Below are 11,632 nucleotides of genomic sequence, written 5' to 3' on the forward strand. Positions count from 1 at the left end.
TAAATGGAGGTACATAATTAATGTTGTGGGATTTTCCTTTAAACACCGGTAGTGGTCAATCAGAAGGATTGAATATACATGGTATAGATTTCTTCAGAGCAGATCCTTTTAAACACTTGGCACGTGAGATACTTCAAAATTCTTTGGATGCAAAAGTCGATCATATTAAAGGTCCGGTTTTAGTAAAATTTAATCATTATCGTATATCCTCTTCGAGACTCCCCGGTAAAGATGAGCTTGCACACCGGTTTGAGTTATGCACCAAGGATACTGAACTTTCTTTAAAAGATAAAAAATTTTTTGAAAAAGGTAAAGATATTTTAAGCAAAGATAAAATTGATTTACTAAAGATAAGTGACTATCAGACAACAGGTTTAAGAGGGGTATTGGAGAATAAAAAAGAATGGAAACGTTTAATTACCAAAGGTGGAGACAGTAACAAAGCCGTTGGTGCTGGGGGGTCTTATGGTATTGGGAAGAATGCTCCATTTGCCTGCTCGTTACTAAACACAGTCTATTATTCTACTTTTAATATAGAAGGGGAGCGTGGGTTCCAAGGGGTTTCTAAGCTTGCTTCTCATATTAAAGATGGTAGTGAAACCAGAGGAACAGGGTATTTCCGTAAGGAAGATTTTTCTCCTATTACGGATTTTAATAATATTGATCCAATTTTCAATCGAGATAAGTATGGTACAGATGTTTATATTGCTGGACTTAAAGCTCCTGAAGATTGGAAAGATAAAGTTATTAAGGCGGTCTTGGATAACTTCTTTGTAGCGATTCATGAAGGGAAGTTAGAAGTTGAAGTGGATAACCAAATTATAAATAAGGATAACCTTCATGAGTTAATTGGAAAATATATATATCAAGATAAGAATCTTTTAACTAACGAGTTTTATGAAGCTCTAAATACCGATCCTATTATTCTTCCCTTTGAAGACCTAGGCCATCTTGAGTTCTATATTCATGAAGCTTTAAATTACAGTAGAAGAGTTGCTATGGTGCGTGAAACAGGTATGAAGATTTTCCATCTAGATAGATTTCCTACTGGGTTTTATTTTTCCGGAGTTATGATCGCTAGAGGGAAAGAACTTAATGAACTTCTCCGTCAAACTGAGCCGCCCACGCACGATGACTGGCAAGCTGACATACATGAAGACACCAAAATGGCATCAACTAAATTAAAAGCTTTAAAAAGTACAATCCGGAATAAAGTAAGAGAAATAAGCCATGTAGATGAGGAAGAGAGCGTTGACTTGGAAGGGTTAACAGATTTCCTCCCTGATTTAACAAATGAAGGAAATCCATTTGGCGAAACAGATCAGAAAGCCGATGAAACTTCTGATAAACCTAGAGGGATGAAGTTAAAAGTAAGAAGAGGAAAAAATAAGTTATTTGGTTCTATTAATACACCTCGACAAAGAAAGAATCCTAAATCAAAACCGACACCGTCGAATCCACCTAATCCAAACCCAACACCACCCGATCCTAAACCTAAAGTTCCATTGAAAATAAATAGAATTCGTTCAAGGGGTACTCTAGAGGAAGGCACATATAAAGTCTCAATTTATCCTGAAAACAAAGGAACAGGCTATGTCCAAGTGAAAGTGGTTGGAGAAGATGCAAAAGCTTATAATGAACCTTTAAATAAAGTTGTAGAACAGGGAACAGATTTGGAATTGCAAATTAAGAATGATAGGATTGGCCCTCTTAATTTTGAAGCAGGGATTCCGAAGACCATTTTTGTTACTTTGCAAAATAATATGCGTTGTTCATTGGAGGTATCCGTTCATGAAAGTTAAACCAAGGCATTTCCCTCATCCGGTTCTCTCTTTTTTCTCTGATGACTTTAATGAGAGCACTTTTGATGCAAAGGTTGAACCAATTATAAGTGAAAATTCTTTTGAATTTTTGATTGATTTTAATCTAAATAATCAAGATCTTAGAAAAATTATTGCAGAAGAAAAAGCAAAATTTATGGTTCACATAGAATGTGTTAAAACGTGGGTGCGTCTTGCTGAGAAAACCTCTAATTCATCAATAGAAGTTTCGGTCCCTGCTGAAAAGCTACACGATCGCGCGGATGTATGTGTTTTTGTTGTTGCGGACCAAGACATTCCGAGGTACCGAAATGATTGCTTTCATCCTGACTTTGAAGGTGAATTCTTTCAAATCAAGAAAGGGGATATATTGGCTGTTGGCCCAGAAATTTCAGTTAACCTAGAGAAAAAACCTCTTGAGAAAATTAATTCAATTTTTCAATTGGTTAAAGATCCTACATACAAGGAAGGGGATATGTCAGTAAATGTAGAAAGTGAAAAAATTACAGTTTTATTATCTATAGCTACTCATTCAAAATATCAGCAACTTATAAGAGATCCAAATTTAATTCCAGTTTTCCATACTATGATAGCTGTGCCAGCTCTTGTTTATGCTCTTTCCTATATTAAAGAAACTTTTGAATGTCAACGAGATTTAGAAGAACTAACAAGTTATTCTTGGTATAAATCTATAAGCAGGCGTTTAGAAGAAATGAATATTGACATCGAAAATACAGGTAGTCTAGAAGATCCTGTTAGCCTTGCAGTGAAACTTGTTAATAAACCTATGGTGAAAGCGATTAAGGCAATTGAAAAATATACTGAGGAACATTAAATTGGAGGGTGGACCAGATGACTAAGTTGCTTAATTCAGACTTTCTTTCGGAATTAAAAGCAAGAATACCCCAAAACTTGGATTATTATTATGAAGACAACATATGGTTAAATTCTTACTTTAAATCGTTAGAACCATTAGAAAAGGAGTTCTTAATACGACCAGTAGATTTACAAGTTCAGGAATCTAAAAACGACAAATTGGACTTTGAGAATATAAAGCTACTATATGGTGCGCTTAAGGATATGAGTTTATCGATAGCTGCGGACGAGAGAGTATGGGCCTATATGACACACATTACTTATTGGGACTACATGAAAAAACGTTGGCCTATAGAGAATGTAACTGATAAACATTCAAAAGAAAATTTTATTAAAACTCACTATTTTTATGGAGAAAAGCCTAGAAATAGAAATGGTTTAGCACGGCTTTGGTGGATAGGTTATGTTACATATGATGAAAACTTAGAAGATAAATTCGAACTTACTGAATTTATGGTAAAAAATCAAGATCAGGATTTAACAAGAATGATTATGGAGACAGCAACAATTGCAAGAAATCGTACAGCTGTCACGGTAATATTAAAGGTTATAAGAAATCTGCAAAATAGTGATCCTAGTTTTAGTGTAAGAAGTTTTATAAGAGATGTAGCTAAATATATAAACTTTACAGGAAGTGTTACATTATGGGATTCATTAGACTATAAAGAGGTGGAAGAGTCGGTGAATTCAATGAGTGAACAATGGATTAGAAAAAAAAGTTTAATTGTAAATCAATAAGTACAATTGGTTCTCCCTAAGTTGAGAGCCATTTTCACTTTTAGTAAATTAGAGTGAAAAAATTTTTTATCTTTATTCTCTTAATGTTCAAGGTTTGGAGTACTTAAAGAGTTACATAGTATAATGTGAAGAATGATAGAAGGGTCTATGGCGCTTTAGTATATGGTAAAAACTGCGCCAATGTAGGTTGCAACTGATCTTCTCTTTTTAGACTCCGGTTAGTAAAATATTTTCATTAAGGGGTAGAAAAATGCTTATTAATAAGGAAAAATATAGAAGATTTAAAAACAATTTCACAAAAATTAGTGATAGTCACGAAATGTTAAAAGTGTTAGTGAAAGAGTACATAAAAGAAGGGTACCAATTTCATAGATTATTCCTACATAGTAAAGTTGTATATAGTTTAAATTTTGAGCTTTTATTAGATTTATCAAGTGAGTTATCCAAACTTAAAATAAAAAATTCAGATAAAGTAAGAGAAGACCTGCTCTGTTTATCTCAATTTATGAGAACTTATGAAATATATAAAGAAGAATTAAAACTAATATTAGAACAGAACAGAGTAAGAATGGAAGATTTATTTTACTTTTTGGAATTTCTTAAAAGGAAAATGCTTACTGAGGGGAAAGGTATTGATAACATATCTTATCCTTCTGAAATATTAAAATCCCAATACAATCATTTACTAGACTCATTTCCAGAAGTTATTAGAATGATTCAAAATGAAGTTTTACCCACAGATTACAGGGAACCAAAACAAATAAAGAGATGTATTCCTGAAATATTCAGAATCCTTTTATTTATAACCTCTGTAAGAGGACTTATAGATTCTATATGCATTGAGTTATATAGACCAAAAATAGTTGAAGGAGAATTATTAAAGAACTTCAATTTAGATAAAGGTGTATTTCTTGAGCATAATTTAACTTATTGGAAAAATATGGAAATAACTAGAGATCTTAACCAGAAAGAATTCTATAATTATTCTCTTGAAACGAAAGAGAATATTAAACTTTTAGAAGATAACCAGGCTTTAAAGTTAAGTAATGATGGAAAAGTGATGAATTTTGATTTCTCTAAAGGAAATTTGTACGTGGCAGCAAAAGAGGTAAGACAGGCATATAAGCTGTTAGAACCTCTTTATAATAGTCCTAGAACTAAATTTATCCATGATAAGAAAGAATTTTATATGGAAGATTTGCTAAGACTTTACGAAAAGATCTACAGTTATGCATTAGAAAAACATGATCATTACAAAATAGAAGTTCTCGGTGAAAAGAGATTAATTAAATACTTACATTTAAACAAAAATGAAAAGACTTTATTAAGAACATTATCCTTTAATATTGGTAAAGACAATGTTTCATTGGTAAATTCAAAACCTCTATTAAGGTTAGAGAATAAGTATTTTATTGTTCCGACATGGATTACCTCACTTTCGATAGATAGTAATGTAGATAAGGTCTTATCAAATACTGAAGTCATTTTTGATTCAGATGATAAAGGCTACGCTTTTGAGAAAAGTATTGAAAATCTGTTTGATAAACATCAAATAACGTTTGGAAAAGTAAAACATGATAAAGAAAAAAATGTTCCAGAGATAGATGGTATTTTCTCAATAGATGATTATATATTTATATTTGAGGCGAAAACTTCAATCAAGCCTAATTCTATACAGCAAGCTTATTATATTTTAAACAATTCCTTGAAGAAAGCAGAAGATCAACTTAAGTATAGGGTGGATATAATTACCAATGATATTCAAAAAAGAAAGATAATTGAGGAGAAATCAAAAGTTAAGATAGAAGGGAAGAAAATTTTACCCTTTGTATTAACAAATCATTGTTTTTTTAATGGATATAGAGAACTTTTAAAGAATAGAGAAATACATCTACCTATTATTGATTATGCTTCACTAAACAGGATTTTAGAGAAAAAGTCTGTACCTTTATGGGATTTCTCAACTCAAAGTAATTGTTATATAAAAAAAGAGGTATCCTGTAAAGATGGTAAAGATTTGGAATCATACATGTTAAATCAGGCATTCTGTATCAGAAGTATGGAGAAGCCAACTTTGCAAGTATCAGAAACTGGAGCTGTCTTTTCAATAGTTAAACCAATTTCAATTTGTAATTAAAGCATTCAAAAATAAATATCAATAAAATTTATTAATAAATTTTATTGATATTTATTTTAATGATTAGGGTTTCTAATATTCGATTCTTCAAGTGTTTGGAGAATGGATTTACCATAGTAACCACATCAAAAGTGAGCCACTCTACTATATTTAATTTCTGCTAGTGGGTTTATATATGGATATTTAGGGATCTTTTCCAAGGGAGGGGCAAGGACCCCAGATATATCGTAGAGACAAAAGTTTATATTATCTAAAATACATATAACTTTGTCCAATTTAAGCAAGGTTATTTTGGAGGATTTAACTATACCGATTAATCTAGAATGTAACCGTCCAATATACATATGTAAAAATAGTAATATTATAACTTACTATACTTTATTAAATTGTTAAAAAAAGGATTTAGTGATTTAAGATAGAAACAATAAATAGTAAAAGTAATTAAAATAAAAAAAGTTAGGGGGAAGGGTGATGTTAATGGTTAAAACTGAAAAAGTAAAAGCTTTAGATTTAGCTAAATGGTTTATAAAGCATGATTTCGATAAACCAAAAGATACCATTGAAGGTAATAGTAAACTTCAAAATTTAATTTATTTTTCTCAATTAATCCATCTAGCTAAAAATGGTGACACCCTATTTAATGATAAGATTTATGCTTCTGAAAATGGATCAGTTATCGAAGCGATAAGCAAACAATATTATGATAAAGATTTTATTTCGGAAGCATCTGTATATAATGGTGAGTTTCCAGAAGAAATTATAGAAACATTACTAATAACCATAGAAATTTTTGGTGGCTTATCTGCGACAGAATTATTAGACATAAACTATCAACAGAATAGTTGGATAAAAGCGTACAATAACTCTTCTGTTGGAAGGTCTAATTCTAAAGATGAAAGTGAAATAAATATTGATTGTTTAATAAAAGATGACTTGAATAACTTTCGGGAATTGTTGAGTGCATATGATTCAATAAATAACAATTTAGATTTTAGAGTTATAAAAGGAAGAACATATTATTTTGACCCAACGAAATTAGAGTTAAGCGATGAGATAATTAAAAAACTAGAAGAATTTAATGGTAACGAATCAGCATATACTATTTACTTTGATGATAACGTAGGATTGGTGATTTATTGATGAATATCACTATTGGTCAGGGTCTTTGGTTAAAAATGCCTTTTGCTGATGGAGGTAAGTGTAATTATGAAAGACCGTTCTTAGTTATTAGAATAGATTCACAAAATAATAAGTTATTACTTTTAAACGTTTCTTCAATAAAAGGGAAAACTCATAAACTACTCTTTGATTCAAATAGGCGCTTACCCAAATATAATCCACCTCTGTCTGAACCATCTTTTGTAAAATTAGATGCATTATATACTATTGAATATTACGATGATTTACAAACAAAGTTACTATCCACTGGTAAACAATATGATTACGAAGAGCTTCAAAGAATTACACAGTTATTCGATACTTATCGAAAAATAAAAAAGAATGTTTTAGAAGTTACATATGATCAAAAAACACTAATAGCCATCAACTCCTAAATTTTTTAGGAGTTTTTATTATTGATATTTAAAAAGATAATAAGATAGAAAAACCAAAATCAATGTATAATGATGATTTTAATTTATTATCCATAGCATATATTTCCTTTGTTCTCCTCATTATAATTATTTGCTCATCACTCGGTAAAGGATCTGCGTGTTCGAACGATCACAACCAAAACCAAGTCGGCTAAACCAACGTAACCTTGTAAAGAACACAAGCTAACGCTGGCTAAGTCATTGGGTTTCGTACATGCTCGTAACGCCTACTTGTGGCTCTCGCATGCTTCACTACGTTTCACACCCTTCTACTCTCGTTTTCGCAAAAATTCCTTTCTTTTCAAACAAAGAAAGGAGCTGTTTCAAGATGGAGACAATTTATGAAATTCAACGGATCAGACAGGTGATTTCCGAGGTGGGAGGAGGGGAACCATACATCATCCGTTCTCCAGAAGATGCTGCAAAGGTTGCTGCTGGATTTATCGGTGAAGATGATCGCGAGGTGTTCTTCGTCATGTGTCTCAATACGAAAAACAGAGTTGTTGCGGTTCATCGTTGTCATGTAGGATCAATCAATGCCAGCATTGTTCATCCCAGGGAAGTATTCAAAAGTGCAATCCTGAATAACAGTGCAGCCATCATCCTCTGTCACCAGCATCCTTCTCAAGATACGAATCCATCTCGAGAAGACATTGAAGTAACAAAACGGCTGGTTGAAGCAGGGCATATGATTGGAGTTGAGGTTCTGGATCATCTGATTGTCAATGCAGAAGCTGGATATACCAGCTTAAAAGAAAAAGGATATGTATAAAACATTGGGAAGGAGCTTAGCTCCTTCCCTTCTTACTTAAAAATTTCTTATCATTCGTTGGTTGTGTCTTCAGCTAATATTTCAATTGTCATTCTTATTTTCTTTCCCTGAAATTCATTGAAAAAAATCTTCCACCTTCCTTCCGTTAAAAACCTTCACAATTTTCACTGGTATGTTTCCATACTCACTAACATCATTGAAGTTATATCTGACTTCTGGTATTCCTTCTTCTACATAAACAGGGATAATTTTGACCAAAATCTATGTATTTCTGTCAAAAAACGAAGCGAATAAAAAAATTACTATGAATTTTTAAATAATATAATATAGAAATATTATTTTATTTCTGTATAATGTGGAGATAATTCATCTAAAACTTTCATTCAGCACAGTACGAGAGAGGAGTTTGACTAATGGCAGACAAAGATCTGAGAATACGCAGTAAAGACATCAGTGAAGGAGACAACCGCGCGCCGAACCGGGCGATGCTCAGAGCAGTAGGATTTGACGACGAGGACTTTCAAAAGCCGATGATCGGTGTTGCCAGTACGTGGAGCGAGGTTACACCCTGCAACGTACATATAGACAAACTCGCCATTGAAGCAAAACGCGGAGCCCGCGACGGTGGCGGAGCACCGATGATTTTTAACACCATCACCGTTGCTGACGGCATTTCCATGGGACACGAAGGCATGCGCTATTCCCTTCCGAGCCGGGAAGTAATCGCGGACTCCATTGAAACCGTAGTAGGGGCCGAGCGCCTTGACGGAGTTGTGGCTATCGGTGGCTGCGATAAAAATATGCCAGGCTGTATGATTGCCATCGGCCGCTTAAATTTACCCGCTGTATTTGTATACGGTGGTACAATTTCACCAGGTAAATCAAGAGAAGATAAAGACATCGACATCGTTTCTGTATTTGAAGCTGTCGGTAAACATAACGCAGGATCCATGGATAAGGACGGACTCCACGACATCGAATGTCATGCATGTCCGGGCGCCGGTTCATGCGGAGGCATGTACACAGCAAACACGATGGCGTCCGCTATTGAAGCTCTCGGAATGAGCCTGCCCGGCAGCGCATCAAACCCGGCAGAGACCGGCAACAAGCAGGAAGACTGCTACAAAGCAGGTGACGCTGTTGTGGAACTTCTGCGTAAAGAAATCTATCCGCGGGACATTATGACAAAAGAGGCATTTGAAAATGCCATTACGGTTGTTATGGCACTGGGTGGATCTACAAACGCCTTCCTTCATCTGCTGGCGATGGCTCACTCGGTTGATGTGGACCTCTCGTATAACGACTTCGAGCGTATCCGCGAGCGTGTACCGCACATTGCGGACCTGAAGCCGAGCGGAAAATACGTCATGGAAAATCTTCACCAGGTAGGCGGCGTTTCCGCTGTAATGAAGCTTCTGCTTGAGGAAGGGCTTTTGAGCGGTGACTGTCTCACGGTTACGGGTAAAACACTGGCAGAGAACCTGGCGGAAGTTCCTCCGCTACAGGAAGGCCAGGAAATCATCCGTCCTGTAAGCGAGCCGTTTAAGGAATGCGGTCCACTATATGTATTAAAAGGGAACCTGGCACCGGCTGGAGCTGTTGCCAAGATGAGCGGACTGAAAGTAAGCAAGCTCACCGGTCCCGCCCGGGTATTTGATTCGGAAAAAGAAGCGACGGAAGCGGTATTGGCAAATCAGATCAATCCGGGGGACGTGCTGGTGATCCGCTACGCCGGTCCGAAAGGCGGTCCGGGAATGAGCGAGATGCTCTCCATCTCAGCAATCATCATCGGTAAAGGACTCGGAGAGAAAGTCGGCTTGTTAACTGACGGTCGTTTCTCAGGAGGAACCCATGGTCTTGTCGTTGGCCATGTAGCACCTGAAGCACAGGTGGGCGGTCCAATTGCTTTGTTGAAAGAAGGCGACTTGGTGACCATCGACAGTGAAACACAGGAGCTGAACGTTGATGTGAGCGCAGAAGAAATGAAAGCCCGTCTCGCAGACTGGCAGGCACCGCCGCTACGCTACTCCCGCGGGGTGTTGAACAAATATGCAAGACTTGTATCCTGTGCCTCAAAAGGTGCGGTAACGGATCTAGGAGAAGAGTAGGTTTAAATGAGCGGGCGTCCCGTTGTTACGGGGCGTCCGGGTTTTTGTTGATGTTTAGGGCGTGAGCGGAGTCGATGAACAAAGAGACTGTCGAAAGCGGGTTGAAGCAGGGCATATGATTGGAGTTGAGGTTCTGGATCGTCTGATTGTCAATGCAGAAGCTGGTTATGCCAGCTTAAAAGAAAAAGGATATGTATAAAACTCTGGAAGGAGCTTAGCTCCTTCCCTTTTTACTTAAAATTTCTTATCATCCGTTGGTTGTGTCTTCAGCTAATATTTCAATTGTGATTCTTATTTTCTTTCCTTGAAATTCATTAAAAAAATCCTCAACTTTCCTTCCGTTAAATACCTTCACCATCTTTACTGGCATCTTTACATTCGCACTTTCATCATTAAAAGCATAACCAACTGCTGGTATTCCTTCTTCTACATAAATTTGTTCTTTCATCTCCTTCATCTCCTTATGTTTGATTGATACCACTATACCGAGTATCGAGGAAAGAATATAGTTGCGTTATTCTCAATAAGTACATGGTTTGAAAGTAGAAATCGATCATTTCTCTATAGGAAATGGATGTTTTCTCTACTGGTTTTGAATCGGTAAAAGGATTATGGTCTAATAAATCGAAAATATAATCATTGAGAGGTGATTTGTTTGATTGAACGAAAAGAGATTGAAATGATGAAAGTTGCTTACCAGCAATTATATGAGATTGAAAACGCTTTACGGAAATTCGTTTCTATACGCATGAATGAAGAGTATGGTCCATTCTGGTACTATAAAGCCTCTAAACTTCTTCAAAGAAAACCTCCGAGAGCACCGATCGCAAATCTGTATCTCCATGAATTAGAACGCTCGTTTCTCCGTGTCTACCCACCATTTGAGGATCTGACCCCCACATTCTTTTCGCACTTACATAACTTATATCCCATTCGAAATCGTATTGCTCATAGCCACCCTATAACAGAAGATCAGGCCGATTCTTTGTCTCAATGTCACTCATATCTAACAGAGTACATGACTTAATCTTTTTCCAAACGTTTAAGATTTCGAATCCATTTAAAGAGTTGATCCTCTATTCCTTTTAAAGATGCTGTAAACCTTTCGCATACTGAATACAAGCGAACAAAACCACAATGCTCGCAGCGTTCACTAGCATGCGCTATGTAATGAATTTCCCAACTTTTCTCTTTCCTAATCTGAAATAAACAAGAGGTGGTATTAATAACACAAGTAAAAGATAAATGATACGGTTTTCCATCAAAATTACGCTCTACTCGTACCGACTCCCATTCAAATCTTGAGAACTTCAAATTTAATACCCCCAAGTATCCAGTATTATTTTATATTATAAGAACATACGTTCTTGGTTTGCAAGTAAGTTTTTCAGCAATAGGGTCATATTGTTAGTTAGGAAGGTTTTTAAAGGGTGCATATTGAACTTCTAAGTTATTCCAGAAAAGGGCAGCATTCCTGTTATGAAGTAATATCGGAGTTGAGAAAGAAATAAGCCCCTTGGTATGATGTTTTAAGCTGGCCAGCAAAAAAACAACATTCCAGGAGGCTGCACAATGAATTATAACCAAAA

General features: G+C 35.5%; 12 protein-coding genes. 10 read left to right on the plus strand and 2 right to left on the minus strand.

The annotated features are described in order from the left end of the window. Positions 1 to 20: 20 nt before the first annotated feature. The 9 genes from KOL94_RS22885 to KOL94_RS22925 all read left to right on the plus strand — a co-directional run bounded on the left by KOL94_RS22885 (position 21) and on the right by KOL94_RS22925 (position 10,242). Positions 21 to 1,802, plus strand: a complete 1,782-nt coding sequence (locus KOL94_RS22885) for a hypothetical protein (protein WP_221568994.1) — start codon at positions 21 to 23, stop codon at positions 1,800 to 1,802. After that, a complete protein-coding gene (locus tag KOL94_RS22890) occupies positions 1,792 to 2,655 on the plus strand; it encodes a hypothetical protein (protein ID WP_221568995.1) in 864 nt (287 codons plus the stop codon). The genes KOL94_RS22885 and KOL94_RS22890 overlap by 11 nt, the downstream gene beginning before the upstream one ends. Positions 2,656 to 2,672: 17 nt before the next feature. Further along, positions 2,673 to 3,434 (plus strand): DUF6339 family protein, encoded by a 762-nt coding sequence (locus tag KOL94_RS22895; RefSeq protein WP_221568996.1) that lies wholly within the window; start codon positions 2,673 to 2,675, stop codon positions 3,432 to 3,434. 250 nt (positions 3,435 to 3,684) lie between these two features. Then, on the plus strand, positions 3,685 to 5,571 hold the full coding sequence (locus tag KOL94_RS22900; RefSeq protein ID WP_221568997.1) for a hypothetical protein: 1,887 nt from the start codon (positions 3,685 to 3,687) through the stop codon (positions 5,569 to 5,571). A gap of 471 nt (positions 5,572 to 6,042) precedes the next feature. Next, complete coding sequence (locus tag KOL94_RS22905; protein WP_221568998.1) at positions 6,043 to 6,711, plus strand: Panacea domain-containing protein; 669 nt, start codon at positions 6,043 to 6,045, stop codon at positions 6,709 to 6,711. After that, positions 6,711 to 7,124 (plus strand): hypothetical protein, encoded by a 414-nt coding sequence (locus tag KOL94_RS22910; protein ID WP_221568999.1) that lies wholly within the window; start codon positions 6,711 to 6,713, stop codon positions 7,122 to 7,124. Before KOL94_RS22905 ends, KOL94_RS22910 begins: the two co-directional genes overlap by 1 nt. Before the next feature lie 367 nt (positions 7,125 to 7,491). Next, complete coding sequence (locus tag KOL94_RS22915) at positions 7,492 to 7,935, plus strand: JAB domain-containing protein (protein ID WP_221569000.1); 444 nt, start codon at positions 7,492 to 7,494, stop codon at positions 7,933 to 7,935. 413 nt (positions 7,936 to 8,348) lie between these two features. Then, entirely contained in the window at positions 8,349 to 10,043 is a 1,695-nt protein-coding gene (gene ilvD / locus KOL94_RS22920) for a dihydroxy-acid dehydratase (RefSeq protein WP_221569001.1), read from the plus strand. 61 nt (positions 10,044 to 10,104) lie between these two features. Continuing rightward, positions 10,105 to 10,242, plus strand: a complete 138-nt coding sequence (locus KOL94_RS22925; protein WP_221569002.1) for a JAB domain-containing protein — start codon at positions 10,105 to 10,107, stop codon at positions 10,240 to 10,242. A 48-nt stretch (positions 10,243 to 10,290) separates the two neighbouring features. Here the strand turns inward: KOL94_RS22925 and KOL94_RS22930 are convergent, their stop codons facing one another. Next, positions 10,291 to 10,491 carry a hypothetical protein gene (locus KOL94_RS22930; protein ID WP_221569003.1) on the minus strand — a complete coding sequence of 67 codons (201 nt, stop codon included), beginning with the start codon at positions 10,489 to 10,491 and terminating at the stop codon, positions 10,291 to 10,293. A gap of 207 nt (positions 10,492 to 10,698) precedes the next feature. On the opposite strand from KOL94_RS22930, the gene KOL94_RS22935 reads away from it, so the two are divergent. Continuing rightward, positions 10,699 to 11,070 (plus strand): hypothetical protein, encoded by a 372-nt coding sequence (locus tag KOL94_RS22935; RefSeq protein WP_221569004.1) that lies wholly within the window; start codon positions 10,699 to 10,701, stop codon positions 11,068 to 11,070. A 380-nt stretch (positions 11,071 to 11,450) separates the two neighbouring features. Here KOL94_RS22935 and KOL94_RS22940 read toward each other — a convergent pair. Further along, the coding region (locus KOL94_RS22940; protein ID WP_221569005.1) for a hypothetical protein at positions 11,451 to 11,632 on the minus strand (182 nt) is incomplete at its 5' end.

Origin of the sequence: Alkalihalobacillus sp. TS-13, from assembly GCF_019720915.1 — a bacterium.
Classification (GTDB): Bacteria; Bacillota; Bacilli; order Bacillales; family Fictibacillaceae; genus Pseudalkalibacillus.

What these genes read in the sequence shown, in the direction of transcription:
- KOL94_RS22885 (WP_221568994.1), top strand. Translation starts at nt 21, where the DNA reads ATGTTGTGGGATTTTCCTTTAAACACCGGTAGTGGTCAATCAGAAGGA.
- KOL94_RS22890 (WP_221568995.1), top strand. Translation starts at nt 1,792, where the DNA reads ATGAAAGTTAAACCAAGGCATTTCCCTCATCCGGTTCTCTCTTTTTTC.
- KOL94_RS22895 (WP_221568996.1), top strand. Translation starts at nt 2,673, where the DNA reads ATGACTAAGTTGCTTAATTCAGACTTTCTTTCGGAATTAAAAGCAAGA.
- KOL94_RS22900 (WP_221568997.1), top strand. Translation starts at nt 3,685, where the DNA reads ATGCTTATTAATAAGGAAAAATATAGAAGATTTAAAAACAATTTCACA.
- KOL94_RS22905 (WP_221568998.1), top strand. Translation starts at nt 6,043, where the DNA reads ATGTTAATGGTTAAAACTGAAAAAGTAAAAGCTTTAGATTTAGCTAAA.
- KOL94_RS22910 (WP_221568999.1), top strand. Translation starts at nt 6,711, where the DNA reads ATGAATATCACTATTGGTCAGGGTCTTTGGTTAAAAATGCCTTTTGCT.
- KOL94_RS22915 (WP_221569000.1), top strand. Translation starts at nt 7,492, where the DNA reads ATGGAGACAATTTATGAAATTCAACGGATCAGACAGGTGATTTCCGAG.
- ilvD (WP_221569001.1), top strand. Translation starts at nt 8,349, where the DNA reads ATGGCAGACAAAGATCTGAGAATACGCAGTAAAGACATCAGTGAAGGA.
- KOL94_RS22930 (WP_221569003.1), bottom strand. Translation starts at nt 10,491, where the DNA reads ATGAAAGAACAAATTTATGTAGAAGAAGGAATACCAGCAGTTGGTTAT.